This window comes from Streptomyces sp. MB09-02B, from assembly GCF_033794485.1.
GTDB lineage: Bacteria > Actinomycetota > Actinomycetes > Streptomycetales > Streptomycetaceae > Streptomyces.
Map to the genome: position 1 here is coordinate 40,626 of NZ_JARGEE010000007.1, position 26,386 is coordinate 67,011.

Genomic DNA, 26,386 nt, shown 5'->3' on the forward strand with positions numbered 1-26,386 from the left:
GTCGTTCTCCACACCCGGGACTCTGGTGCCTCGACCATGTCGAGGGTCAACTGATCTTCTTGCCGGCATCGATGCCCTGGCCGGTCTCGGCCACGTTTTCCGACGTCTTCACGCTCAGCGCGTCGACCACGGCGGCGGTCGGCGCCGTGCTGCTGCCAGTGGACTCGCGCATGGATCAGCTGGGTCATGCGGCGGGCTGCCGGCCCTGGTTGTCGAGGTGGCAGCGGGCGGTCAGGCGTCAGGGTCGACGTCGGGGTGCGTGAACCGCACGGGCTTGCCCAGCGACCGGGCGTAGACGATTTCGGCTCGGGTGCTGTCTCCGATGTAGTCGCCGACTACGAGTACCTCATCAGCGAGGCGGATCTTCGCCCGGTGCAGATCGTCGAGTCGAACCTTCAGCGCCTCGGCCTCGACAGGATCGGACCACAGTTCGCGCGGCGACTTCATGTCACAGCCCGGTTTGACGACAATCTTTCCGGCTCTGGTCTCCCGCAGATCCGCCTCGTTCATATCGGTCATGAAGCGGGTGGAGCCGCAGATCACGACGATACGCGGGAGGCTCAACAGCCTCTTCACGTCGGCGAGCTTCTCCTCGGGGGTGAGCAGCGGGGGGTTTGACACTGATTTCTCCTGGTGGTGCGGACCAAGGGGTGCCTGCGGAGACGAGAACGAGGGCGTCGCGCGCTGCCCGGGTCGCGTCCCACGGAAGAGGCCGTCCGCAAGTCCTCCCGTGCTGCGCCCCGTCACCCCGCCGGACGAGAACTGCCCCCAAGTCTGCCCGTACGGCCCTGGTGTATGCGGCGTGCGGACGGAAGCCTGGCGGGGTCTGTGCACGACTGAGGGCGAGGGAGAGCAGCGATGCGGGCGCGGGAGCAGGACACGCAGGCGCAGGGCCCGCGGCAGGAACGGGCGCGACGTCCGGCGGCGGCCAGGTCTGCCGCCGCGCACACCGCCGCCGCCCTGGGCCGTGTCGACGGGCTGTCACCCGCCGCTCTCGCCGTTCTCCAGCGCACCGTGGGCAACCGGGCATTGGCCCAGCTCGTGGCCGATGAACGGCACGAGCACGGTCCGGGCTGCGGTCATGCGCACGGCACGGCCGTCCAGCGCGCCTCCGAGGTCGACGCGGTGCTGCGCGGCGGGGGGCGTCCGCTGGACGCGCCGCTGCGGCAGGAGATGGAGGCCCGGCTCGGCGCCGACTTCGGCGACGTACGTCTCCACGACGGCAGCGCCGCCCGCCGGTCTGCCGCCCAGCTCGGGGCCCGCGCCTACACCTCCGGCAGCCATGTGGTCATCGGCGAGGGCGGTGGCGACAAGCACACCCTGGCCCACGAACTCACCCATGTGATCCAGCAGCGCAGCGGCCCGGTCGCGGGCACGGACACCGGTGACGGGCTGCGGGTCAGCGACCCCGGCGACGCCTTCGAGCGGGCGGCCGAGGCCAACGCCGCCCGGGTGATGTCGGGGCCCGTCCCCGTGCAACGGAGCGCCGACGCCGGGGAGGGAGCGGCGCACGCTTCCGAACAGGGGCGGACGGGCGGGGGTTCTGGCCGGCGGCGGGAGGTCCAGCGCGTCGCCTACAACACGAACACCGTTCCCCAGAGTTCGTTCATCCACCCCGTCACGGACGCCTCGGGCCGGACGACGTCCATCGAGATGATCAGCGACGGCTCGCTGATCGGCTCGCCCCCGGCCGTCGATCCCACCGGATACACCTACATCCGGCAGCTCAATCTCACGAACTTCTGGATCCGTTTCCATCTCATCAACATGCAGGCGGGCGGTCCCGGGGCGCAGAACAACCTGGTACCCGCCTCCAAGCGTGACAACAGCCGGTACGAGGCGAGCGTCGAGAGCGTGCTGAAGAGGGAACTGGTCACCGCGGCGGCCGCCAACGCCGCTCTGGCCGCGAACGCTTCACGCCACTACGTCTACTTCGGCGTCGACGTGGACTACGGGACGGCCGACCCCCAGACCACGCAGTACCAGCAGTCCTACGCCCCGTACTTCGTCCGGTCTCTCACGGTCAACCTCAAGCGGTACGACCCCACGGCCAACCGCTGGCAGGTCCTGGCCGCCGCGGCCCCGTTCGTCTTCATGGACCCGCAGCCGACGTACTTCGGTCAGCCGCTGGCCGCCGCCACCATGACCCTCGCGGATCTGACCCAGGTCACCGCCAACCGCCAATGGGACGCGCAGGACCTCCTCTTCCTCCAGTCGATCGGCGCGGGCGGCAGCCGCAACGCGGAGTACCAGGGCCTGGTGGACCAAGCGGGTGCCCTGGGGCCCGCGGAGTCCGTGATCCACACGTTCTCGCAGATGCCGTTCCGGCCCCCCCGGCAGGGCGGCCGTGGCCAGCAGCGAGGTGCCGTCACGTTCGCCGAGCGCATCAACAACGACGCGCAGCTGGCCACCCTGGCCAACCTGATCGCCACCGGCAGAATCACCACCTGACGGGCGGCCGCCCGCACAGGACGGGCGGCGCCCACCCATGAGGAAGGGAGCCTTCGTTGGCGAGTCTGTGGCGGGTGCGCGTCACGCGCGTGAGCGACGACACCATCGAGCTGACCCTGTCGGCGATCCACCCCGACGCCGGGGATCCGTCCGCGTCCGCCGCCTTCGCGATGCGGCTGCTGGCCGACACCGCACCCGAACGGCTGGACCGTGAGGCAGGACCGGGAGCGTACTGGGACCCGGTCGCCCTGGCCGCGTACGCGGACCGGGTGGTCGCGGCGGTCTCCGTGACCGCCCGGCGCGGTCTGCCCTTCGACGAGGGCGCGGCCCGGCGGGACATCGAGGCCGAACTGCGCGCAGGCGGGCTCGACCCGGCCGACACGACCGCCTGGCAGGACGCCTTCCTGGACGCGTGGCGCGCGCTGTGGCAGGACCCCGACCGGGTCCCGTCCGCGGTGCTGGAGATCCGGTTGGCCGAGCCGTCCTGGCTGTCGGGCACCGCCCCGGGGCAGGAGTGGGACACGGCGGCGTACGGCTGAGCGGCAGCGCGGCCCTCGGGGGCGATCCCGGGGGCCGGCTGGGGGAAGCCACCATGGAAGTGGGGCTGTTCCCCTGCGAAAGCATGATGCCGACCGACCCGAAGGACGATGAGGCCCGGCACCGCCTACCCAGGTGGCGCCTGCGGGAAGCCGTCCGGCCAGGAATCCGATTGCTCCTTCGCTGCTGGCTGCGCATCCTGCTGGGATGCGCTTCTCCATCAACATCCCCAACTTCGGTGACTTCGCGGACCCTCGTAACGTGGCGGCCGTGGCGGCTGCGGCCGAACAGGCAGGCTGGGACGGGCTCTTCGTCTGGGACCACGTACTGCATCGACAACACGCACGGCGTCCCTTCGCAGACCCGTGGATGCTGCTGACCGCAGCCGCGCTGGCCACCTCCCGGATCCGGCTGGGGACCCTCCTCACGCCGGTCCCCCGTTACCGACCGCAGCAACTCGCGCGCCAGGTGGCCACCTTGGACCACCTCAGCGGGGGCCGGGTGATCTTCGCAGCAGGTCTGGGCGGGCCGATCGAGGACGAATACCGCAGCTTCGGCGACGCCGTCGAGCCACGCCTCCTCGCCGAGCGGCTGGATGAGGGACTGGAGCTGTTGAGGCGTTTCTGGTCCGGCGAGCCGGTGGACCACAGCGGCCGGCACTACGAGGTCCGGGACGTGACACTGCTGCCAGCCACCGTGCAGCAGCCCGGTCCGCCGGTGTGGGTCGGCGGGTTCTGGCCGCGTCGTCCGCCCATGCGGCGGGCAGCACGGTGGGACGGCGCGGTTCCGCTCTTCGAGACGGCCCGGCACGGTCATGTGCCGGATGTGGCCGACGTGCGGGATCTGGTCGGCTATGTACGCAAACACCGTGCGGCTGAGGCCGAGCGTCCCTTCGAGTTCGTGCTCGGCGGTGCCACACCCCAGGACGCGGCCAAGGCCCGAGACGTGATCGGTCCACTGTCCGACGCGGGTGCCACCTGGTGGGACGAGCGCCAGATCCAGGCCGGCCCCGACCTGGACCGCCTGCCTCCAGTGCTGCACCGCATCGAGGCAGGGCCGCCGGTGGTCTGATGGGTAAGGCTTCGTTACGTTGAGTGATCTCGGCTGATCGTGGCAGCTTCCGGGAGTGGATTAGGGGAACTGGACGTTCTCCGGGGCGAGTTGGTGGAGTTCGTCGCGCTGACACACTTCGCGCACCGGCCTGGGCAGGTCCCGGTCGGCGGGCACAGCCCAGAGACCGTCCGGCACATCACGACCGAGGTGCGCGCCGCGGTGGATGCCGTGCCGGGATATCAGGGGGCGGGCGTGTTGCCCTGGGCCGCGCGGAGGGCCGCGTCGGTGTCCACGGTGGCCGGCCTGCTGTTGATGGGGGGCACCGGCCAGTGCGTCGGCCGCTGCAGAGGCCCCGACCTGGGCCGCCGGAGCGGTGGCGTTACCGGCCACCCACACACCTGGCACCTCGGTGGTGCCGGCCATGCCGGAGGCGAAACCGCGGCCATGGTGTTCGCCAGGTACAGGTAGTCGATGACGCGGATGCCGCGGGCGGCGAAGCGGGTGCGGCTGTCCTCGTCCAGGTCGGTGCCGTGGGCGAAGTAGGTCAGGTCGAGTGGTCGTCACAGCCATGGCTTAGAAGGACCTCCGCCAGCCCCGCGAAGCCCCACCGGCACACCGGAAGAGGGTCACCACTGATCAGCGAGTGGGGAAGGAAAGCAGCGCAAGGTCCCATTGGTCGGCTGCGTGGAGCAGCGTAGGCGCATCCACTCGCACCTCCACCACGTACTGGTAGATGTCCGCCCGGTCATCGCCTTGCTGCCATGGGGGTGCCGCCTCCAAGGACAGGTGAACACGGATCACCGTCCCACTCTCGGTTCGATCGGCAAGGCTGAAGGCCAGGACCGGCTCGACGAACCACGTGTCCGGAGAGAGCCCGCCCTCGGCGTCAGGTCCCGTCACAGCCACCGTCCCTGCGGCCACCTCGCGCAACCAAGCGGATATCCGCTGCGCTTCGTGGGTCAGCAGACACGGATCGGCAAAGGACCAGCTGCCCTCGGGAGTTGTCACCGTTCCGCCGACGACCAGCCAGTTGTCGTCGAACGAGTCACCCCGGACCTCGGAGAAATGATAACGCAGAAGGCGCAGCTCGACACTGCTCGCATGATCACTGAGAAGCACAGCCACAGGATGTCACGGGACGCAGCACGGGGCTCGGGCCCCGGTCTCTGCATGGCGGAATCGTTCACCCGCTCCGCTCCGCTCCGCTCCGCCTCGCCGTCAGCCGTTCGACGTCGGCGGCGCCTCCCCGCCCGAAGGCACGGCGTCCGGCTCCGCGAAGAACTGCCAGATGGTGATGATGGCGATGACCTGGCCGATGAGATAGGCGACCTGGAGGGAGTAGTACCGCATCTGGTAGATGGACAGCAGCAGTCCCAACCGGCTCTGCCAGTAACGCCGTTCACCGGAGAAGGTGTCCAGGTCGAGCGCGATCGCGGTGACGGTGAGCACGAAGAGCATGGTCGAGACGTACAGTGCCACGTTGGCCGAGCTCTCATCCAGCAGCCGGGCCATGAGTACGTCGAGGCCCACCGGCAGCGCGAAGGCCACGGCGACAGGGAGGGCCTTGACCGCGCCGCGACGCCCGGGCAGCACACGCCACAGTGCGCCCAGGACGAGACCGGCCCCGGCGAACGTGGCCGTCCAGGAGACCAGCGTGGTCAGCAGATCGGCGAAGCCGAGCAGATCGGCGAGGGTGTTCTGCCAGCCCTCGCCCCGTACCCACTGGGACCAGGTGTTGAGGACGGCGGCCGGGATCCCGGGCACGAGCGCGAAGCGGGCACCGCGAACACCGTTGCCCCACCAGTCGTCCCGCGGTCCCAGCGCCAGCACGGCGTCCACCACGGACACCTTGGCGGGCAACCGGTCGGGGGCGGCATCGGGCGCGCTGTTCACCCGCCAGTTGTGGAGCTTGCTCAGCCGTCGTTCCAGGGCGTCGCGTCTGGGTGGTACGTCACCGAAGAGACCCTGGTCAAGACGGCGCAGCTCGGCGTGGATCTCCCGGTAGGAACGGGCCTTGGCCAACAGCCGCCCACGGGTGGCCGGCCCGGCCACCGTCCACAGCGGCCGTCCGGAGATCTCGAAGGGCTGGGCCAGGACCGAACGGTGGGCGAGGAGCGCCGTGACCCCGTAGAGGGCCAGCATGTAGAGGGGTGTCCAGAGAAACTCCAGCAGTGCGTTGTCGATGTGGTTCTGGGGGTCCAGGCCGACGACGAGCGGGAAGAAGACGAGGAGCGCGATCCGGTCCGCCGGGTCGTGCAACGGGGAGACGACGGCGGAGTCGTGACGGGTACGGAGCACGGCGATCACGGCCAGGCCCGTCAGCCACCAGCCGTGGTTCATCAACCAGTCCGCGACGTAGGAGACGGACCACATCGCCTCCCAGACGAAGTCCCACCGGTGCTCCGCACCGAACTCGTGGTCCGCCCGGTCCATCAGCCAGCCGGCCCGCTGCCAGTTGCGTTCCTCCACGAGCGCGAAGCACACGGCCATCGCGAGCGCGAACACGAGGACCGTCGGCCCGGCGACACGAAGCCGGAACCGTCGGTCCCGGCCGGGGAAGCGGCGGCTCTTCGGCAGCAACCCCCCGTCGACGGCCAGCCGCCAGGCCGCCGCGGCGAAGGCCAGCAGGAGGAGAGCGACGAGGCTGAAGGAAACGGCGACATGCCGCGCGATCGCCCACTCCAGGTCGACGTAGGCGTCCGTGGCGACGGCCTTGCTCACTCCTGTCGCCGTGTCCACGCCGTAGAAGCCGATCGCGGCCAGCGGTGACAACGCCACGACACCAGCCGCCAGCCACACCCCGCGTGACGGACGGGCTACGGCGAACAGCACGACGACGGACGCCAACGCGACCGTGTGCTCGGCGACGAGTTGCAGGCCGAAGTCCGGCTGGCCCAGCAATTGGTGCACGATCGCTTCTGTCAGGCCGTCCGCGACGACGAGCCCCTGCAGGGCGATGGCGGCCATGGCCCATGTCCTCAGATTGCCCAGGGGCCGGTGGGGAGCGCTCGGTACGCCGGGACGTCGGCGGTAGCGCCGGACCGCCGTCAGCAGCAGGAACCCCACGGTGGAGGCCCAGAGCACGGTGCCGAGGAAGTCCAGCCCTACGGCGGTCAGATGCCCGTTCCATACCGCCCAGGAACGATGCCAGGGCGGCCGGAGCACGGCGGTCACGGCCAGTTGCTCGGGCCGTCCGTCCGCCGTCAGGCGCTTCTGGTCCACCTTCCCGGGGCGCCACACCAGGGCAGTGGCCCCGTCGCCCGCGCTGGGCTCGGGCTCCGCCCGCTCGACTCCGGGACGCCCGGGATCCACGGTGATCTCGTCCCACCGAGCACGCAGCAACGCGTCCGGCGGAGCCAACGACACCTTCCACTCGTCCACTGCGGTGGGCGCGATGCGCCACAGCCCCACGGCTGCATGACCCCGGTGGTCGTCGATCCAGCCGTGCGCCGCGTGGACGACATGGACCCGACCGCCCTTGGACGTGACGACCGGGTTCCCGGACCGCTGCTCGTGCCAGTTCGGGTCGTACCGGTCGACGCCGGTGAGACAGGCCATGGCCGTCGCGTACGATCGGCTGTCCTCGCCGAGCAGCAGATCCCGGGCCGGCGGCCACGTACCGGGAAGGTCGACCGTCAGCTCTGTCACGACCTTGGTGTAGGTCGTGTCGTCGTGCTCCAACCGCACCGACGTACGAACCTTGGCCCCCGCCGCCCTGGCGCTCCGGCACCCCCCATCGGCCACCGGCTCCGCCGCCGCTTGCGCGGGTCCCGGGACGACCTGCACGCATATCAGGCCGGCCAACACCAGCAGAACCCACGCGACCGTACGGCTCATCAACAGACACGTCCTTCCAACGACCCGCCCCCGGAACCCGAACCTCGCCCACGGGGTTCCGAACCTCGCCCCGGAACCCCGAACTCCGCGCCCGGAACCCCGAACTCCGGCCGCCGGAACGGGAAGTCCGGCCCCGGGTTGGTTTCCGGACCCGCCGGGCTCTCCCACAGACCCGTGTCTCGATTCATGACCCGCGGGACGCCGGTCGGAACATCGCGTCGCGTTCGTCGATGTCTCCGGCTTGTCCAGGGTGACGGCGGCGCCTCCCCGTGCGCCGGGGACCGGCGGGGAGCGTCGAGTCCGAGGGTGTCGCGTCCGTCGTGAGGGATCGCGCGCCGTCGGAGGGCATGGCACGAAGGGACGGCCCCCTTCGCCGTCGCCCGGCCCTGAGGGCGACGGCGATCCGGCCCCGTAGATGAACACCACGCCGGGCGGCGGGCGTTGAGGGAGCCGTGGTCGACTCCGGCGGCCTCGACGCCGCCTGGGCCTGGGCCGTCATGCGACGGCGGCGGTCGCCGAGCATCTGCTCACAGGCTCACAGGCTCACAGGCTCACAGGCTCACAGGCTCACACGCATACGAGGGCCGCCGGGCTCGGCCCGGTGTCACAGCAGGTCGGGCTGGTGCCATGCCGCGCCGAGGACGTGATGATCGAGGAAGTTGAGGAACGTCTCGTACCACAGGCGCGTGTGGTTCGGCCCCAGGACCCAGTGATTCTCGTCCGGGAAGTAGAGGTATTTCGCGGGGACTTCGTGCCGCTGCAGCTCCTGGAAGAGCGTGGCACCCTGCCCGACGGGCACGCGGTAGTCCTTCGCGCCGTGGATGACCAGCATCGGGGTACGGATCTTCGCGACGTCCAGGTGCGGCGAGTCGGCCTCGTACCGCTCGGGGCGGGTCAGCGGATCGCCGAAGATCCGCTGGAAGTACCAGGGCGCATCGGTGTCGCCCTGGAACATCCGCAGGTCCCACAGACCGGCATGGCTGATGATCGCCTTGAACCGGTCCGTGCTGGTGGCGACCCGGTTCGCCATGTACCCGCCGTACGAGCCACCGGCGAGCGCGGTACGTGAGGCATCGATGTCGTGCCGGGCCTCGGTCGCGTCGGTCAGCGCGATCACATCCGAGTAGGGGCGCCCGCCCCACTGCCCCCAGCCGCGCCGGTGGTTGACCTGCCCGTAGCCGGTCGACAGGGCCGGATCCGGCAGCAGTACCGCATAGCCGCGCGCGGCGAACGGCCATGGGTTCCATCGCCAGGTCCAGCCGTTCCAGCTGAACTGAGGTCCGCCGTGGACGGCGACGAGCAGGGGAGCGGGCTGCTCGGCGGACGCGCCCTCGGGCAGCACGAGCCAGCCGCGCAGCACGAACCCGTCGTCCCCCTCCGCGTGTACCTCCGTGAGCGTGCCGGGCAGCTGCCCGACGTCACCCGGGGCGGGCAGCCGGGCCGGAGTCTGGTCGACGACGCAGGCGTCGATCCGGACGGGCGTCGGCGGCGCGTCGACCGCGTGGCGCAGGGCGTAGAGCGTCCGCCCGTCGGGGGCCACGGTCAGCGAGCCGTACGCACCCGAAGCGGTGAGACGTGTGACGGCACCGTCCGGGTCGCGCCGGAAGACGGGCGCGTGCCCCTGCTCGTCGGACGTGAAGAAGAGCGTGTCGTCCACCGGCGAACAGGCCACGCCGCCAGGCCAGTTGTCGAACCCGGGCAGCAGGTCCCGCACCGCGCCGTCGGCCAGGTCGATCCGGACGAGAGTCGCCTCCCAGGGGTCGTCGTACGTCGGGTAGCGCATCCGGCAGCACACGACGGCCGACCCGTCGTGGGTGAACCGCGGGGCCTCGTAGAGGTGCTCCAGATCACCGACGACGTGGATCTCCTCACCGCTCACCGCGTCGGCCACCACCACGGCGGTGCGATGCTCGTCCGGGACGCGCCCGGGCACGAACCTGCGGTACGCGACTCGTGTGCCGTCCGGCGACAACGCCGCGTCCCCCGGGTCTTCCAGACCGATCCCCTGCCCACCGGCGACGACCGGCTCCGCGTCGGCACCGGCACGGACGAAGGTGTGCGGCTCCGCCGGGCCGAGATCGTGGTCCCAGGCGCGGGTCGGCCCGGCCTGGTACAGGATCGCTGTGACCTTCGCGCCCTTTCGCGCCGCGCGCAGCTTGCCGTGCGCCTCGGCGTCGGCGGCACCCGGCAGCAGCCCCGCGGTGTGGCACAGCGCGCCGGAGTCCCGGGCGACGGTGACCGCGGCGATCCCACCTGGGTGCCGGGCCACGACGACGGCCTCGCCGCGCGGCGGCAGCGCCCACAGTGCGGCTCCCTCGTCCTCGTCACCGTCCGTGGCGGCGCGCCCGGACAGGAAGTACAGCGTCCCGTCCGGACCGAAAACCGGCCCCGACTCACCCTGGTCGGACCGGGTCAGCCGCCGCGGGTCCCGCGCCCCGGTCGGATCGATCTCCCACAGACCGGACACTAGCCGCGTCCCGTCCCCGGACAGCGACTGCACGGCGGCGACGAGGCGAGTGCCATCGACGGACAGGGCAAGGGAGTTGACGCGGGGGCAGGCGACGAGGGCGGACAGGTCACGGAAGGTGGACGGGCCACCGGAGGACACGGTCATGTGGGCGATTGTCGCCCGCGCGCGACGCGGACGACAGGGAGCCTCACGTAGGGTCTGCACGGCTACGATCCGGGGCCGAGACCCCCGCGAGCCCGAGCGCCCCCCCCGCACTGGCCGTTCGCTCGCGTGAACCCGTGGCTCCGCTCCACTTTCGCGACATGCAGGGTGTAGGCCTGATACCACTCGGCCCGCCCGCGCTTCTGCGCTGCGCGGTGCTCGGCGTTGGTCCGCCACTCCGTGAGGGCGTCGGCGTCGCGGAAGTAGCTGACGGCGATGCCCAGACCCCGGGCGTCTGTGCGTGGTCCATTCCCAGGTACCCGGGGAGGTCCTTCACCAGGTCCTCCAGACGTGTGTCGGTCTCGCCGCAGTCGTTCTGGTTCCGGGTTCGCATCGTGGTGAAGACAGCCACGTGGTTACACGGTGCGCTGCCGTGCGTACACCTCGATCTCGATCTTCATACGGGGGTCGGCGAGGCCGCACATGAGCATCGTGGCGGCCGGTCGGACCTGGCCGAAGGCACGACGCAGCACTGGCCAGCAGGGCTCGAAGTCGGCCCGGTCGGGCAGCAGATAGCGCACGCGCACCACGTCGGCGAAGGTGCACTTCGCCTCGGCGAGCGCAGCCTCGATGTTGCGCAGGCACTGCTCGGCCTGCTCCACCACGTCGTCGGAGATCGTCATGGTGGCGTAGTCGAACCCGGTCGTCCCGGACACATGAACCCAGTCGCCGTCGACGACGGCGCGGGCATAGCCGATCCGCTCTTCGAACGTCGAGCCGCTGAGGATGGAACGTCGCTCCGTCATGCGCCGAACGCTATGTGAGCAGTACTGATACGTCTAATACAGCTTTGGGTATGAGGTGATATCCCTGAGAGTATGGAACGCCCTGAACTTCCTCTTCGGCAGCTGCACGCCTTCGTCATGCTCGCCGAGGAACTCCACTTCGGCCGCGCTGCCGCCCGCCTGGGTATCGCCCAGCCGCCACTGAGCCAGCAGATCCGGCGCCTGGAGGACAAGGTCGGCCACGCGTTGTTCAGTCGCGAACCAGGGCGGATCGCCCTCACCCCGGCGGGCCGGGAACTCCTTCCTGCCGCTCGGCAGGCCCTCCGCGGCCTCGCGGACGGCTTGGCCGCAGCCCGAGACGTCGGCAGCGGCAGGGTCGGCCGGCTGCGGATCGGGTTCGCCGCCTCCCTCGCCCTGACCGTCCTGCCCGGCCTGCTGCGAACCTTCCGGGAACGGTTTTCCTCCGTGGAGCTGGACATCCAGGAAATGACCACCACGCCGCAACTGGCCGCTCTGCGCGAGAGGACGATCGACATCGGCCTGCTGCGCGAACCGCCCGCCGACGACGCGGAACTCGGATTCGCGACCGTGCTGACCGAGCCGTTCGTGGCTGTCCTGCCGTCCGCGCACCCGTTCGCAACGCAACGCACCGTCCGCGTCGAGCAGTTGGCGGACAGCCCCTTTGTGCTTCTGCCGCGCGCCGTCGGTCCGCCGCTGTACGACCAGATCACCAGCCTGTGCATCGCGGCAGGCTTCACGCCCCGTGTGGCACAGCACGCCGTGGAATGGCAGACCGTCTGTGCTCTGGTCGAGACTGGGCTTGGCGTGTCACTGGCCCCCGAGAGCATCCGCCGCATCCGCCTCAAAGGCGTTGTCTTCCGCGGGATCGAGCCCGACACCACTCGCACACGAGTCGCCGTGGCCTGGCGCAAGAACGACTCGAATCCCCTGGTCCCACGCTTCCTGGCCGCTCTCGACCAAGATCCGCCGGACAGGTCGTAGGCGTGATGGGTCTCCAGGGTGCCCGTGCTGGTCGTGGGCGGGAGTCTGCGGTCTTGATCGTCTGACGGGGCGGCCCGGACCGGAAGCGAAGCTTCACAGAACAACTCGCTTACCTGCAAAGCATCTTGACATGATCCCGCATCAAGCAACCCCGCATTTACATTAGAGTTCAACTAATTCGGGGGGCGTCGAAGGAAAGAGGAGGGCATCCCATGACACATGCTCGATTGGCGCCGAGGCGTCTGACCGCGCGCATCGCCGCGGGGCTGGCGGCGGCAGCCACGGTCTTCGGGATCGCGGCCTTCGCGTTCGCCGGTGGCGGCAGCACCAGCGACCAGGCCGATCAGCCGTGGGCGTGCAACCGTGACGGAAGCGTCTGCTACGACTACTGAGTCGCATGCGAGAGCGGTGCCGGGGAGGTGTTCTCTCCCCGGCAGCCGCTCGGCCGCGGCGAGGTCCTCCCGCTCGGCCCGCACCTCCGCCAACTGCTTGAACGGCTGTTCTTCCAGATCGTCCAACTCCGCGAGGCGTACCGCGATCCCCCCGCACACCCGCCGGCCAACGTCGCCTTCATCGACGACGCCCCGTGCAGGGCGAAGGCGTGTCCACCCGCAGCGCAATGGCGTCACCTTCCCACCGGGTCCCCCTCGGCGCCGTCGTCCTGAGTGCGCAGCATCGCGTGGCCGCCGTGGTGCAGTGGTGTGTCCAGCTTGCAGCGGGTCGCCTCGGTGGCCGTTCGGGCGTCGAAGACGTGGACTTCTCCATGTCCGCCACGGGTGACGGCGACCCAGTCGGCGCCCGGCGACGCGGCCACCGCACGGCGTTGGACGCCCTCCCAGGGGGTGCCACCGCGGCGCGGAGCCCCGTCCATGGCGGGGAGGGGGGCGCGGCGTACGGAGTGGTCGGCGTCCAGCAGGACCAGTTCGTCGCCGTCCGGGTGGATGCGGGTGAACGCGGTGTAACCCTTGGCGAGGGCCAGCCGGAAGACCAGCCCCGAGCCGAGGTCGGTCACCGTCGTGCGATCCGTCTCCAGGTCATGGTGCCATGCCTGGTTCGTCCACTCCGGCCAGCGCAGCGGGTCCGCGGGGCCGCCCCGCAAGGTCGACCACAGTGCCGGTCGGCGGGTGTCGAGCCGCAGGTACCAGCCCCGAGCGGGCGAACCCCACGGGAGCGTCGGCTCCGGCACGAGTGCGTCGCCGTCGCGGCGTGCCCTGTGCACGCCCTCTCCCGTGGCCGCGAAGACGTGACCGAGGCGCGGGGCCTGGGCGTCACCGTGCCCGTCGTCGGGCAGGGCGAGGTGGGCATGGGGCGTGACCGGCGGGCAGCCGGGCTCTGCGCCGAGCAGGTCGGCGAACCGGTGGACGGCGAGTGCGCCGGGTTCCCGGTGCCGCAGGACGACCAGCGGTTCGCCGTCGCCCATGACCGTCACACCCGGCTCGCCCACGCGGGTACGCACCCGTGTGGCGTCGCCTGTGGCCAGGTCGACGACGGTCAGCAGGTCTGACCATGGACTGTCGTCCATCCCCAGGCCGGTGGTGACGGCCACCCACCGGCCGGACGGGTCGCACGCGAGGTGCTCGCCCGGCACCGCGACCGGTACGGCGGCCTCCACCAACTCGGCGCCGAACGGGTCGAGCACCAGCAGCTCGCCCCTGCGGTCGTCGACGCAGGCCGCTCTGCCGCCCGGCAGCGCCAGGAAGCCGGCGTGTTCGGAGAGGTGGCGACCGGTGAGGCGGTGGGTCTCCACGCCGTCCGGGACGGTCAGCACGTGGACGGATCCGCCTATGTGATCGGAGACCAGCAGCAGTGGGCCGGCGTTCATCGGGAACCTCCCTGAGAGACCATCTGATGAAAACGATTATCATCATGTATCTTCGATGCGTTCCGGGACCATGAGAAGAGAAGAAGCGAGGGCATCGATGCTGGGCTCACCGTCGAGATTCGTCCGCACCTGGGTCACCGCGGCGATAGTGGGTTCCGTCCTGGTCGGGTGCGGGACGTCCACCGAACCCGCGAACGACGGGGACGCGGTGGCCGACGCGAAGACGGACGCGAAGACCGACGTCACTGTGGAACCCATCAAGGCCACGCGTCGGTTGACCGACGCCAACGGCGTCGAGATCTCCCTGAAGCAGGAACCGAAGCGCATCGTCTGCCTGTTCGCGCTCTGCGACGACATCCTGACCGAGCTGGGCATCGTGCCCACGGCTTCGAACAACGCCCTCCTGGCGCAGCCGGGGTTCCTCGGGGCGGAGAAGGCGAAGAAGGTCGACGTCATCCCCGGTGGCTTCATCGCGCCCGAGGTGGAGGCGATCCTCTCCCACAAGCCCGACCTCGTGATCGGTCTCGAGGACACCCACGGCAAGCTCGCCCCGTCCTTGAAGGGCGCCACCACGTTCTGGCCCATGCAGCCCGAGGAGTGGCAGGACAGCGTCGGTTACCTGCGCGACGTCGCCGCCCTCACCGGGCGCACCGCCGAGGGCGAGAAGGCCGAGAAGACCTTCCGTACCAAGCTCGCCGACGCGGAGCGGAACAAGAGCGACAAGACCGCGCTCATCATCTACGGCAGTGACGAGAACTTCGGCGTCGCCACCCCGGGGACGGACGTGGCGGCCGGCCTGTTCCCCAAGCTGGCGGACTACCCGTGGAAGTCCCGTGGCGTGGAGGGCAGTTACAGCCTCGAAGAGATCCTCGCGCGTGATGTGGACGTGCTGTTCGTCGAGACGATCAGCTTCGGCGCGCCGGACGGCAAGCTGTCCGAGAAGCTGGCGAAGAACCCGCTGTGGGGGAAGATCCCGGCCGTGCGGAACGGGGACGTTCACGAGGTGAACTCCGAGGTGTGGGCCAAGGGGCGGGGCACCCGCTCACTGGGCATCGTCCTCGACGAGGCCACGGCCGCCCTGCGGTGACCGCACCGACCGCGTCAGAGACGGCGGCCGGTGACGCCACCTCCGGCAGGCGGCGGTCCGTATGGTTCCCGCGCCCCGGTGGGCGACGATCCGTACGGTCCCCGCGCCCCGGCAGTCGATGGCAACTCCTGGCGGTGGCCTCGCTGTTGTTCGCGTCGTCCGTCTGCATGCTGAGCCTGGGCACGCCCCACGTCCCCCCGCACCTCCTGCCCGCCGCGTTGCTGGAGGGGGACAGCACGCTCGCCGGCGTCGTCGTCAACGAACTGCGCGTGCCCCGGCTGGTGCTGGGGCTGATCGCCGGGGCCTGTCTGGGCGCCGCGGGGCTCGTACTGCAGGAGGCGTTGCGCAACCCGCTGGCCGTCCCCGAGATGCTGGGGGTGTCCTCCGGGGCCGCGCTCGGGGTCGCCGCGCCCCTGGTGTTGGCGGTCTCCATCCCCGCCGCCGTTCAGCCGCTGCTGGCCATCGGCGGTGCGACGCTCGGCGGTGCGCTCACGCTGCTCGCCGCCGGGCTGGGACGCAGCCCGTCCGCCGTCCTGCTCACCGGTGCCGCGGTCGCCGCCGCCCTGCAGGCCGCGCTGCTCGTCCTCATGGTCATGGCCGATCAGTTGGACCTCCAGCTGATCTACCGGTACCTGCTCGGATCGCTCTCCGCCCGTACCTGGGACGACGTCACCGGGTTGTGGCCCTGGCTGCTCGTCGCGGTGCCCGCGCTCGTGCTGTGCGCGCCGGTGCTCTCGGTGCTGCGGCTGGGGGACGAGGACGCGGAGGCGTTGGGCGTCCGGGTGCACCGTGCCCGGTTCGCCGCACTGGCCATCGCCGTCCTGCTGATCGCGCCCGTGACGGCCGTGTGCGGGCCGGTGGCGTGGGTCGGCTTTCTCGCCCCGCATCTGGCGCGGCGGCTCAACCCCGGTGCGGACGCGGTACGTTGGCTGCCCTGGTCGGCCGCGTGGGGGGCCGTCGTGGTGGTCGTCGCCGATGTGCCGGCCCGGCTGGCGCTGGCCCCCGTGGAGACACCTGTCGGCGCCTGGACCTCCCTGTTCGGGGTGCCCGTCGGCGTCGCCCTGCTTCGGTGGGGAAAGCGGAGGCCGAGGGTCTCGCAGCCGGCGTCGGCATCCGAGGCTGAGCGATCGGAGGAGCCGAGGACGGGTTCCGCAGCGGGACTTGTCGAGCCGTCCGGGACGGAACTCAACTCCCCTGAGCCAGGGACACGCGGTCATGCGGAGCTGTCCGAGGGCAACGGTCCCTCCGACACCCGTCTCCCGACCCGTGGGGCGACCGCATCGGAGGAGACCAGATGAGTCGGAGAGTCTGGAGAGACCAGGTGCGTCGCAGATTCTGGGCTCTCGCCCTGCTCCTCCTCGCATGCGCCTGCGCGGAGCTGCTGGCCGGGCGCGGCATGTCCCCGGCCGCGGTATGGGACGTCCTCGGCGGCGGCGGTGACGCCACGGAGCGGCACATCCTGCTCCAACTCCGGCTGCCCCGGCTGCTGGTGGCCCTCGGCGCGGGGGCGTGTCTCGGTGTGGCGGGCCTGGTGCTGCAGTCCGCTCTGCGCAACCCGCTCGCCGGGCCCGAGGTCACCGGCGTGACTCCGGGCGCGGTGCTCGGGGCGGTCACCGCGACCGGTCTCGGACTGGCGGGCTGGGAGTCGCCGCTCGCGGTCGTCGTCGCCGCGTGTGTGGGTGGCTTCGTCGGAGCCGCGTTCCTGTGGCTGCTCGCCGGGCGTGGCGGGGGCGATCCCGCGCAGACCGCCGTCTACGGGGTGCTCGTGTCGGCGGTGCTCGGCGGGCTCACCGCCATGGTGCTGCTGGTCGCGCCGGGGGAGCTGGGCAGTGTCGTCCAGTGGCTCGTCGGCACGACGGAGGGCCGGGTGTGGCAGCACTGGCATCTGTTGTGGCCCTGGGCGTTGGCCTGGGGCGCGATGGCGTGGCTGCTGGCGGGCCCGTTGACTCTGCTGCGGTGCGGTGACGAGATCGCCGGTGCGGCCGGGCTGTCCGCCGCGCGTGCCCGGACCCTCGCCCTGGTGTGCGCCGTGGCACTGACGGCGGGCGCCGTGGCTGCCGTAGGGGCGCTGGGTTTCGTCGGGCTGCTGGTGCCGCACCTCGCACTGGCCCTGTTCGGCGCGGATCTGCGACGGACACTGCCCGGTGCCGCCCTGGTGGGCGCGACCGTGGTGTGCGGGGCGGACGCGGCCGCGCAACTGGCCTCGCGCCTGCTGGCCGTCGTGCTGGACAGCGGGCGGCTCACGCTGCCGGTCGGGGCGCTCACGACCTGTCTCGGAGCCGTGCTGCTGCTGGTCGTCGTACGCCGGGCGCCCGGCCGAACGTTCTGATGTCGACGAAGGACGGAACATGACCGAACCCCTGGGTATCCGCGCCGAGGGAGTCCGCTTCGGCTACCCCGGCCGCCCCGTGCTGCGTGGCGTGGACGTCACCGTCGAACCGGGCGAGCTGACCGCCCTCATCGGCCTCAACGGCTGTGGCAAGTCGACCCTGTTGCGGCTGGCCGCCGGCCTGCTGCGGCCGGACGAGGGGCGCGTCCTGCTCGGCGGCGACGACCTCGCGGGGCTCTCCCGACGTGCCACCGCCCGGCGGGTCGCGCTGCTGCACCAGGCGGCCCCGGCCGTCCCCGGCATGACCGTCCGGCACCTCGTCAGGCAGGGACGGTACGCGGCACGCGGTCCTCTCGGCATGCTGCGCGAAGGCGACGACCCGGTCGTCCGGCGCGCTCTGCGTGACGTCGGCGTGGAGCAGTGGGCCGACCGTGACGTGGACGCGCTGTCGGGAGGCGAGCGGCAGCGGGTCCGGCTGGCGATGGCGCTCGCGCAGGACACCCGCGTCCTCCTGCTCGACGAACCGACCACCTATCTGGACCTGCATCATCAACTCGATGTGCTGCGGACCGTGGTGCGGCTGCGCGAGGAGCGCGGCCTCACCGTCGTGATGGTGCTGCACGACCTGGCCCACGCGGCCCGGTTCGCCGAGCGGATCGTCGCCCTGAGGGACGGGCGCGTGGCGGCCGACGGGACCCCGCGGGAGGTCGTCACCCCCGGGTTGCTCGCGGATGTGCTCAAGGTGGCGGGACGCGTCGGCCGGGATCCCGAGGGCGGCTGGCCGGTGTGTTACCCAGATCACCCCCTCTCAGGTCTAGAATATGAAAATCATATTCAGTAAGTTGTCATGTGGCGCTCAACGAGCGTCGTACTTCCCTCGCGATGAAGGAGAGTTCATGGACAACGAGCAGATCTTCGCGCCGATCGCCGACCCGGGCCAGCTGGCTCACGCCTCCGCCTCCCACTCCAACGCGCTCGTCGAGAACCCCTTCGACGACAACGAGGAGTAAGCGCGGGTCAAGCACCCTCGACCGTGGGCCCGCCCGCCACCGTGCGGGCGGGCCCACGCCCACTCAGGCCCCTTTCCCACAGGAGAACCGACGTGTCCCGCAGCCAACTCGCAGCCGGTGTCGAGATCGTCGCCGTACCCGAGCTGGGGCTCGCCGTCCGCACGGCCGACGGGGAGTTCCTCAGCGTACGGACGGGCGACACGGACGACAGCGCTCTGCTCGCCCTGCTGTCCGGCCGCTCCACCGGCGAGCCGGACGCCGAACTCGACCGACTCCTCCGGGCCTTCGACGGTGCCGGATACCTGGCGGACGGCGCTCCACGCGCCGCATGGCCCGCCGAGCGCCGGGACGTCCTGCTGTTGGGCGCCCCGGAGTTGACCGAGCCACTGGCCACGCTCCTGCGCGCCGCCGGTGCGGAGCCGCGGTCGGCGGAACCCGACGACCTGACGGGCGTGGCTTCCGTGACACCGGGCGGCTCGGCAGCCGTCCCTCTCGCAACAGACCCTGCCGACCCGGCGCTCGCGACTGCCCGGGCTCGGGACGGGCAGGGGCGCGCGCCCCAGGCCGCGCCCGGAGCCCTGGCCGGCCCGGTACCCGCTGCCGTCGTGTGGTGTCTCGACGGCCCCGTCCCCGAAGGATCGTGGGACGCCGCCGACCGGCTCCCAGAGCGTGGCACCGCCTGGCTGCGCTGTCACCGTGAGGGCTGGCAGGTCTGGGTCGAACCCCTCGCGGCCGCTCCGGGGGACGTCACCTCGGCCCACGTCCGTGCCCGCAGACTCGCCGCCACACCCGCTCACCAGGCACTGTCCGCGTACTGGAGCGGGCCTCGCACGTCCGGTGCGCCCGTGCAGCTCACCGCGCCCGCAGCCGGGCTGGTCGCCGCCCTGCTCGCCGACGACCTCACCCGGTGGGCCACCGACGCCCCCCACCCCGGCGGGCTGCCCGCGCGACGTCGGCTCCGGCGCGTCGATCTGCGCACGCTGACCGTCACCGAGCACCCCGTCCTGCCCGTCCCCGACGTCGCCCCGATGCCAAGGAAGGCCGGATGACGTCGTTCACCGAGGCCGTCGAGGGACTTGCGACGGACGGCCGTCTCCCGGACGGCCAGGGGCTCGCGACCGGCGGCCGCCTCCCGGACCGCGAGGGGCTCGCCACCGATGGCCGCCTGCCGGACGGCGAGGGGCCTTTCCCGGCCGTCCTCATCCGCACGCCCTACGACCGACGCCGGCACCACGCCGAACTGCGGGGGTGGGCCCGGCACGGGTTCGCCGCCATGGCACAGGACGTACGCGGCCGGCACGCTTCGCCGGGGGAGTGGCACCCGTACGAGAACGAGGCCGCCGACGGAGCGCTGACCGCCCGCTGGATCCGCCGGCAGCCCTGGAGCGACGGGCGCGTCGTCGCGGTCGGCGCCTCCTACGCCGCTCACTGCGCCGTCGCCCTCGCGCTCGACGCACCCGAGGACGCCCGCCCCGACGCCGTCATCGCCGCCGTGCCCGCGCTGGGCGCCGCAGAGACCGCTCGCGAACCCTCGGGCGTGGAACGGCTGGCCGCCCGCGCGGGGTGGTGGGCCGCCCACGGCGACCGGCACGACTCCGACGAGGACGCCCTGGCGGACGCTCTCGTCAAGGACCCCGGCCTGCTGGCCCACCTGCCGCTCACCGACCTCCCGGACCGGCTCGGCCGAAGCCTGCCCTCCTGGCCGGGCCTGTGGCGGCACCACGGACGCGGCCTGCTCGCCGCACGGGCCGAGCACGCCGGAATGCCCCTGCTCGCGGTGGGCGGCCACCACGACCACTTCACCGACGACACCCTCGCGCTCTGGCGCCACTGGGGCGGCCCCTCGCGCCTGCTGCTCGGCCCCTGGGGACACCGCCTCGTGGCCGCGCCCGGTACCGACGCCCGGCCCGCGCACCGGGTGAACCTCGGCGAGCTCTACGCACGCTGGGCCAGGCTCGCCCTCGCCGGGGGCCTCGCGCCCGTACGCGGAGGTGCGGTCGGGCTGGGCGGCAGCCCCCTCTGGGTGCCCGCCGCGACGCAGGGCGAGACCCGCCCACAGAACGTACGACTGCTGCACGGGGCCTCCTTCACCGCAGACCCCGAACGTCCGGTCTCGTCCGAGGAGTTGACCGTCCCCACGGGGCGCACACCCGACCGCTGCCTGTTCGCCACCCCACCGCTGCCGCGCCCACTGGACGTCATCGGCACCGCCGAGGTCCGGGTGCGCGCGACCGCCGACACCCGGTCGGCGGACTGGGCCGCACGGCTCGTCGCGGTCGGCCCCGGGGGAGTGGCCGAACGGCTCGCCGTCGGCATCGTCCGACGCGCGGACCCTCCGGGGAGGGCCGCCGACTTCACCGTGGAACTCGGCCCGCTCGCACGGCGACTGCCCGCGGGCACCCGGCTCCGCCTGGAGATCGCCGGCCACCACTTCCCCGCCCACGCCCGCAACCCCCACACCGGCGACGACCCGGTCACGGCCACCCGGCTCCTCGCCTCCCGGCGCGAGGTCGACCCCGAGCGCGTGGCACTCCACCTGCCCGTGCTCCGCTCCCGTCCCACCCCCACCGATCCCGTACAGGAGATCCTGCGATGACGGCGCTGCCACTGGAAGCCCTGGTCGACCCCGTGTGCGGCATCGTCCGCAAGGTCGAGCCCGTCGAGCACCCCCCGGGCACCCCACCCCGCTACACCGCGCTCACCGCCGAGATCGCCGATGCCCGCAGGCTCGGCCTGTGGCCCGCCGACCGGGTGTCGCTCGGCACCACCTTCGGCGACCCCGAAGGCGCCCGGATCGCCGCGATAGCCGAGGGGATCGAGCGCTACTGCGGCAACCGCGTACCCCCGCCCGGCCACCCCGAGGCCCCGCTGCGCGCCACGGCCGCCGAGCTGCTGGGCAAGGGCCTGCGGCTGTACGGGCCCGACGAGTTGCCCGCCTACGCCGACTGGCAGTACACCCGCGAGAAGTTCCCCTACCGCCGCCTCACCGCCGACACCCCGTCGCTGTGGGCGCGCGGCGAGGAACGGCTGCCCGGCGGGGAGAGAGCCGAGGTCTGGGCACCCGTCGCCCTCACCCACCTCAACTGGCGCCAGGGCGAGCTGCGTTCGCTGCCCCGCACCCACCACCTCAACTACGCGGGCATCGCCACCGGACAGGGGCTGGACGACGCCGTCGAGCGCGGCCTGCTGGAGGTCGTCGAACGCGACGCCCTCGAACTGTGGTGGCACCTCGACGGCCCGACCCGAGGCATCGACCCGGCCAGTGTGCCCGGCCTCGCCGACGACCTCGCCGGGTCCGGGCTCGAAGTCCACCTCGCCGAGATGCCCTCGGAGTTCGCCCCCTGCATGGCCGCCCTCGTCCGCGACCCACGGCTCGGGCTCTACGCCGCCGGGTTCGCCTGCAAGTACGACCCGGCCGAGGCCGCGCGCAAGGCCGTCCTGGAGGCCGTCCACACCTGGGTCTTCACTCAGGGCCTCGCCGACCCCGACGGCTGGGTCTTCCAGGCCGTCGAGGCAGGACTGCTCGCCCGCGGGCTCTACCTCGACCACCGCGAGGACCGCCGCTACCTCGACGCGTGCGGCGAACGCTTCGCCCACGTACGGGACTTGGGCGCACACGTGCAGGTGTGGCTGGACGAGCGGATGGCGCCCGAGGCCCGGCGGTTCACGGACCCCGCGCACGGGACCGTATCCGTCGACGCCGTCGAGCCCGGCAGCCGCGACCGGCTGGAGCGCGCACTCCACGACGGCGGCCACCGCGTCATGACGTTCGACCTCACCACCGAGGACGTGGCCGAAACGCCGTTGCGCGTCGCCCGGGTCCTCGTCTCCGGCCTCATCCCCAACGCCCCGGCGGCCTTCGGGTACTTCGGCTCCCCGCGCCTCGCCGACGCCGCCGTCTCCCGGGGCTGGCGCACCACCGCGCCGAGCGCGCCGGAGGACTTCACCCTGGCTCCTCCGCCCCACATGTGAGGCCTCCACCCGTGGATCTCGTCACCGCCCTCGCCCGGGCCCGCACGCCGGAGAAGCCGGGCCCGGACACGCCTGCCGGGTCTGCCGTCCGACCCTGGCCCGGACCGGCGCTTCCCCTGTCGGAGGCCGGCCCCGGACAGCTCGACCTGGGCCGGCTGCTCAGCCTCTCCCTGGCGGCCTCGGACGGCGCCGGACGGCTGCGGCCCACCCCGTCCGCGGGCGCGCTGCACCCGGTGGACGCCCGGCTCGTCGTGGGCGCCGACTGCCCGCTGCCGCCGGGACGCTACGGCTACGACCCGCTGAGCCACCGCGTACACCGACTCGGGGCGGCACCCGACGACACCCCGCCCGGGGCCACCGTCGAACTCTCCGCCACGGCGCAGCGCACGATCGCGCACTACGGCCACCGGGCCTGGCCGCTGATCCTGCTGGACACCGGGCACGCCGCCGCGGCACTGACGCTCGCGGCGCGCTCCCTGGGCGTCCCGCCGACGGCACTCGACCTCGACGGACGCGCCGAAGACCCCCTCGCCGCAGTGCACTTCGCTCCGCCCGAGACCGCACAGCCGGCCGTGGGCGCACCGACCCCCAGCGACCTGCTGACGCGCCGCAGCGCCGGCCCGCCGTTGCGGGGCACCCCTCCCCAGGAGGCCCTGCGGGCGGTGCTCGCCGCCGCCGAGGCGAACGCCGGGGACCTCGGGTGGTGCGCGGCCGTGGGTGAACCACAGCCCGCACTCGTCGCGTCGGCACCCGACGGCACACTGCGCCGCCTCGCCGCCGGTGAGGCCCGCCCGACCCTCGCCGCATGGGCCGCGGGCCAGGCCTGGATCGCGGAAGCGGGCGCCGTCCTGCTCGGTTACGGCTGCCCGACGGACGCCGATGCCCCGCAGATCCGCCGGGCCCATCTGCGGGCCGGGTTCGCCGTCCACATGGCTCACGTGACCGCCGGCCGACACGGCCTGGCCGGCCGCCCCGTGGGCGCCTGGCAGCAGGCCGACCTCGGTGCCGCGCTCGGCGCCGCACCGGGCAGGGACTGGATCGTCCACGGCCTGGCCCTCGGCACCACCCACTCCGAAGAGGGGACCTCGTGATCGTCCACCCCGAGCTGCGCCGCGCCGCACGGCACGCCCAGCGCCCTCTGCTCGCGGCCACCGCCCTGCAGGGGGCTGTCACCCTCGCCCACCTGGCGCAGGCCGTGCTGCTCGCGGTCGCCCTCGCCGACGTGGCCGGAGGCGACACGGACCGGTTCCCGCTGCTCCTCGGGGGAGTGCTCGGCGTCGTCGCCGTCCGAGCGGGGCTCGCCCAGTGGCAGCGGCACACCGCCACCCGCGCCGGGGAGCTGGTCAGGGTCCGTCTGCGGGACGAGCTTCTCACCCACCTCGGACGGCTCGGCCCCGCGCATCTGACCTCCGCGCGGGCCGGGGCGGTGCGCACCACCCTCGTCGACGGGGTGGAGGGCGTCGACGCCTACGTCTCCCGCTACCTGCCGCAGCTCCTCATCACCCTCACCGTGCCGCCCCTGCTGCTCGCCGCCCTGGCCGCCGTCGAACCGGTCGCCCTCCTCGGCCTCGTACCCGCCCTGCTGCTCGGCCTGTTCGGTCCCCGCGCCTGGGACCGCCTCCTCGCCAAGCGCGGCAAGGAACACTGGGACACCTACGAGGCACTGGGCGCCGACTACCTCGAAGCGCTGCAGGGCATGCCCGCGCTGCGGGCCGCGGGCGCCGTCGGACGCACCCGCGAGCGGCTGGAGAAGCGCTCGGCGGCGCTGCACCGGGCCACCGTCGCCAAGCTCCGAGTGTCCCTGGTCGACACCGCACTCACCGACCTGGCCATCCAGGGCGGCACAGCGGCCGCCGCGCTGCTCGCCTGCTGGACGGCCGTCACCGGCTCCACCACACCCACCGCCACCTATCTGATGCTGCTGCTGGCCTCCGAGTGCTTCCGGCCCGTACGCGACCTGTCCCGCGAATGGCACGCCGGGTACCTGGGAGTGTCGGCCGCGGACGGGATCGCGGCACTGCGCACCGCCGACCCCGCCGTACCCGACACGGCGACGGAGCGGGCGCACTGGCCTGACCCGCCCCAAGTCCGTTTCGAACAGGTCGAGTTCGGCTACGACGGCGCCGAGGCTCCCGCGCTCCGCGATGTCACCTTCACCGCCGAGGCGGGGCGCACGACCGCCATCGTCGGCCCCTCCGGCGCAGGCAAGTCCACGCTGCTCGGCCTGCTCCTGCGCCATCGCGAGCCGCAGCGGGGCCGGATCACCATCGACGGCCGCGACGTCACCGCGTACGCACTCGACTCGCTGCGGCAGGGCATAGCGGTCGTCTCGCAGGAGACCTACCTCTTCCACGCCACCATCGCCGACAACCTGCGCCTGGCCCGGCCGACCGCCACGGACGACGAACTGCTCGACGCGGCACGGACCGCCGGCATCCACGACGAGATCGCGGCGCTCCCCGACGGCTACGCAACCGTGCTCGGGGAACGGGGCGCCACCCTGTCCGGCGGGCAGCGCCAGCGCCTCGCCCTGGCCCGCGCCCTGCTGGCCGACGCCCGGGTGCTCGTCCTCGACGAGGCCACGAGCTCGGTCGACGAACGCCGGGAGGCCCACATCGTCCGCGAACTGCTGGACGCCGCGGGCGGCCGGACCGTCCTGCTGGTCGCCCACCGGCTCGCCGCCGTCCGGCACGCCGACCGCATCGTGGTGCTCGACGACGGACGCGTGGACGCCATCGGTGACCACGACGACCTCATGGACGCCGGTGGCGTCTACGCCCAGCTGGTCGAAGCGGGCCACACCCACGAAGAAGGGCTCGCCGCATGAGCAGCACCACCGATGCCGCCGCCGACGTGACATCGGGCGGCACCACCGACGCAGGCGCCGACCTGACGCCGCAGGGCGGCACCGTCGACGCCCCCGTGCCCCCACGGGGTTCACTGCGCGCGCTGTTGCCCGCTCTCGTCGGGCACCGGGGCATGATGGCCCGCACCTGCGCGGCCGCAGTCCTCGAACAAGGCTCTCTGGTGGCGCTGTTGACGCTGGCCGCGCACAGCGTCGGCACCGCCGTCATCGACGGCCGTGCTCCCGGGGGCGGCACGGTCACCGCCCTGGTCGCCCTCGTCCTCGTACGAGCCCTGATGACCTGGCGCGAGATGGACCTCTCGCACGACCTGGCCTACCGGGTGCTGGCCGAGCTGCGCGTGCGGGTCTTCGACGGGCTCTCCCGCAGCGCGCCCGCCCGCGTGGCGGGCCGACGCAGCGGGGACCTGGCCGCCACCGCGATGGCCGACGTGGAGGCGCTGGAGTTCTTCTACGCCCACACCACCGCCCAACTCCTCGCCTCTGGCGTGGTGTTCACCGGCGGGGCGGCGGTGCTGGCCACCGTCGAGCCGTGGCTGCTGGCGGCGGTGCTGCCGGTCGCCGCGCTGCTCGCCGTGGCCCCCTTCGCCGACGCGCGCGGACGGGCCACACGCGGGGCCCGCACCAGGGCGGCGACCGCGAAGCTGTCGGCCGACACCGTGGAGGCCGTCGACGGGCTGCGCGAACTGCTCGCCTTCGGAGGGCTGGCCGAGCGCCGCCGCCGCCTCGCCGAGCAGGGCCGCCGGGTCGGTGCGGCGCAGCGGGCCGAGGCCTCCTGGGAGGCCATGGCCGCCGCCGTCCGCGATCTGCTCATCGTGCTCGCGATCCTCGGCGTGGTGGCTGCCGCCGCGCAGTCCGTGACCTCTGGGCGACTGCACGGCGCGTGGGCCCCGGCGGCGATGGCGCTCGCGCTGTCGGTGCTCGGGCCGGTCGCCGAGTCGGCCAGGGCCCTGAGCCAAACCGTGGGGCTACGGGCCGCCGCCGCCCGCGTCGGCGCCGCGGTCGAGGCTCCCTCGCTGGCCCCACC

At 72.5% G+C, this 26,386-nt stretch carries 23 protein-coding genes and 2 pseudogenes; 16 read left to right on the plus strand and 9 right to left on the minus strand.

The features are described from left to right. Positions 1-46: 46 nt before the first annotated feature. Both P1P70_RS02480 and P1P70_RS02485 read right to left on the minus strand, forming a co-directional pair. Positions 47-172 (minus strand): hypothetical protein, encoded by a 126-nt coding sequence (locus tag P1P70_RS02480; RefSeq protein ID WP_413471406.1) that lies wholly within the window; start codon positions 170-172, stop codon positions 47-49. Between the two features lie 59 nt (positions 173-231). Further along, positions 232-621: a hypothetical protein gene (locus P1P70_RS02485; RefSeq protein WP_319234144.1), complete on the minus strand. Its 390-nt coding sequence runs from the start codon at positions 619-621 to the stop codon at positions 232-234. A 237-nt stretch (positions 622-858) separates the two neighbouring features. Here P1P70_RS02485 and P1P70_RS02490 point away from each other — a divergent pair, with 237 nt between their 5' ends. The 3 genes from P1P70_RS02490 (at position 859) to P1P70_RS02500 (ending at position 4,059) form a co-directional block, all read left to right on the plus strand. Further along, the gene (locus P1P70_RS02490) at positions 859-2,451 is read left to right on the plus strand and encodes a DUF4157 domain-containing protein (protein WP_319234148.1); all 1,593 of its coding nucleotides are present in this window, start codon (positions 859-861) and stop codon (positions 2,449-2,451) included. 56 nt (positions 2,452-2,507) lie between these two features. Beyond that, a complete protein-coding gene (locus P1P70_RS02495) occupies positions 2,508-2,990 on the plus strand; it encodes a hypothetical protein (RefSeq protein ID WP_319234150.1) in 483 nt (160 codons plus the stop codon). Positions 2,991-3,195: 205 nt separating this feature from the next. Beyond that, the gene (locus tag P1P70_RS02500; protein WP_319234151.1) at positions 3,196-4,059 is read left to right on the plus strand and encodes an LLM class flavin-dependent oxidoreductase; all 864 of its coding nucleotides are present in this window, start codon (positions 3,196-3,198) and stop codon (positions 4,057-4,059) included. A gap of 221 nt (positions 4,060-4,280) precedes the next feature. Here P1P70_RS02500 and P1P70_RS02505 read toward each other — a convergent pair. From P1P70_RS02505 to P1P70_RS02530, 6 genes and pseudogenes are all read right to left on the minus strand, one after another. Next, positions 4,281-4,592 (minus strand): annotated as a pseudogene (locus P1P70_RS02505) (NAD(P)/FAD-dependent oxidoreductase); the annotation flags it as partial. Between the two features lie 85 nt (positions 4,593-4,677). Continuing rightward, entirely contained in the window at positions 4,678-5,160 is a 483-nt protein-coding gene (locus P1P70_RS02510; protein ID WP_319234153.1) for a hypothetical protein, read from the minus strand. A gap of 99 nt (positions 5,161-5,259) precedes the next feature. Beyond that, positions 5,260-7,878 carry a DUF6185 family protein gene (locus tag P1P70_RS02515; RefSeq protein WP_319234155.1) on the minus strand — a complete coding sequence of 873 codons (2,619 nt, stop codon included), beginning with the start codon at positions 7,876-7,878 and terminating at the stop codon, positions 5,260-5,262. A gap of 604 nt (positions 7,879-8,482) precedes the next feature. Further along, positions 8,483-10,492, minus strand: coding sequence for a S9 family peptidase (locus P1P70_RS02520; RefSeq protein ID WP_319234157.1), 2,010 nt, complete (start codon positions 10,490-10,492; stop codon positions 8,483-8,485). Between the two features lie 62 nt (positions 10,493-10,554). Beyond that, positions 10,555-10,883 (minus strand): annotated as a pseudogene (locus P1P70_RS02525) (antibiotic biosynthesis monooxygenase family protein). Between the two features lie 22 nt (positions 10,884-10,905). Further along, on the minus strand, positions 10,906-11,295 hold the full coding sequence (locus tag P1P70_RS02530) for a RidA family protein (protein WP_319234159.1): 390 nt from the start codon (positions 11,293-11,295) through the stop codon (positions 10,906-10,908). A gap of 72 nt (positions 11,296-11,367) precedes the next feature. Between P1P70_RS02530 and P1P70_RS02535 the strand changes: the two genes are divergently transcribed. Further along, on the plus strand, positions 11,368-12,276 hold the full coding sequence (locus P1P70_RS02535) for a LysR family transcriptional regulator (RefSeq protein WP_319234160.1): 909 nt from the start codon (positions 11,368-11,370) through the stop codon (positions 12,274-12,276). A gap of 212 nt (positions 12,277-12,488) precedes the next feature. Then, positions 12,489-12,668: a hypothetical protein gene (locus P1P70_RS02540; RefSeq protein WP_319234162.1), complete on the plus strand. Its 180-nt coding sequence runs from the start codon at positions 12,489-12,491 to the stop codon at positions 12,666-12,668. 233 nt (positions 12,669-12,901) lie between these two features. Here the strand turns inward: P1P70_RS02540 and P1P70_RS02545 are convergent, their stop codons facing one another. Then, positions 12,902-14,098, minus strand: a complete 1,197-nt coding sequence (locus P1P70_RS02545) for a hypothetical protein (RefSeq protein ID WP_319234164.1) — start codon at positions 14,096-14,098, stop codon at positions 12,902-12,904. 97 nt (positions 14,099-14,195) lie between these two features. Between P1P70_RS02545 and P1P70_RS02550 the strand changes: the two genes are divergently transcribed. The 11 genes from P1P70_RS02550 to P1P70_RS02600 all read left to right on the plus strand — a co-directional run. Continuing rightward, the gene (locus P1P70_RS02550) at positions 14,196-15,185 is read left to right on the plus strand and encodes an ABC transporter substrate-binding protein (protein ID WP_319234166.1); all 990 of its coding nucleotides are present in this window, start codon (positions 14,196-14,198) and stop codon (positions 15,183-15,185) included. Positions 15,186-15,352: 167 nt separating this feature from the next. Continuing rightward, entirely contained in the window at positions 15,353-16,483 is a 1,131-nt protein-coding gene (locus P1P70_RS02555; RefSeq protein ID WP_413471407.1) for a FecCD family ABC transporter permease, read from the plus strand. Then, positions 16,480-17,514, plus strand: coding sequence for an iron ABC transporter permease (locus tag P1P70_RS02560; protein ID WP_319234168.1), 1,035 nt, complete (start codon positions 16,480-16,482; stop codon positions 17,512-17,514). The genes P1P70_RS02555 and P1P70_RS02560 overlap by 4 nt, the downstream gene beginning before the upstream one ends. 19 nt (positions 17,515-17,533) lie before the next feature. Continuing rightward, the gene (locus P1P70_RS02565; RefSeq protein WP_319234170.1) at positions 17,534-18,355 is read left to right on the plus strand and encodes an ABC transporter ATP-binding protein; all 822 of its coding nucleotides are present in this window, start codon (positions 17,534-17,536) and stop codon (positions 18,353-18,355) included. 55 nt (positions 18,356-18,410) lie between these two features. Then, the gene (gene amiA, locus P1P70_RS02570) at positions 18,411-18,524 is read left to right on the plus strand and encodes a streptamidine family RiPP (RefSeq protein ID WP_319234172.1); all 114 of its coding nucleotides are present in this window, start codon (positions 18,411-18,413) and stop codon (positions 18,522-18,524) included. A gap of 92 nt (positions 18,525-18,616) precedes the next feature. After that, a complete protein-coding gene (locus P1P70_RS02575; RefSeq protein WP_319234174.1) occupies positions 18,617-19,573 on the plus strand; it encodes a hypothetical protein in 957 nt (318 codons plus the stop codon). After that, positions 19,570-21,120, plus strand: a complete 1,551-nt coding sequence (locus tag P1P70_RS02580) for a CocE/NonD family hydrolase (protein WP_319234175.1) — start codon at positions 19,570-19,572, stop codon at positions 21,118-21,120. Before P1P70_RS02575 ends, P1P70_RS02580 begins: the two co-directional genes overlap by 4 nt. Continuing rightward, positions 21,117-22,496 (plus strand): YcaO-like family protein, encoded by a 1,380-nt coding sequence (locus P1P70_RS02585; protein WP_319234177.1) that lies wholly within the window; start codon positions 21,117-21,119, stop codon positions 22,494-22,496. Before P1P70_RS02580 ends, P1P70_RS02585 begins: the two co-directional genes overlap by 4 nt. An 11-nt stretch (positions 22,497-22,507) precedes the next feature. Continuing rightward, positions 22,508-23,587 carry a SagB/ThcOx family dehydrogenase gene (locus P1P70_RS02590; RefSeq protein WP_319234179.1) on the plus strand — a complete coding sequence of 360 codons (1,080 nt, stop codon included), beginning with the start codon at positions 22,508-22,510 and terminating at the stop codon, positions 23,585-23,587. Continuing rightward, entirely contained in the window at positions 23,584-25,323 is a 1,740-nt protein-coding gene (locus tag P1P70_RS02595; RefSeq protein WP_319234180.1) for an ABC transporter ATP-binding protein, read from the plus strand. The genes P1P70_RS02590 and P1P70_RS02595 overlap by 4 nt, the downstream gene beginning before the upstream one ends. Continuing rightward, positions 25,320-26,386 (plus strand): ABC transporter transmembrane domain-containing protein (locus P1P70_RS02600; RefSeq protein WP_319234181.1); only part of this gene is annotated, 1,067 nt, incomplete at its 3' end. The genes P1P70_RS02595 and P1P70_RS02600, both read left to right, overlap by 4 nt.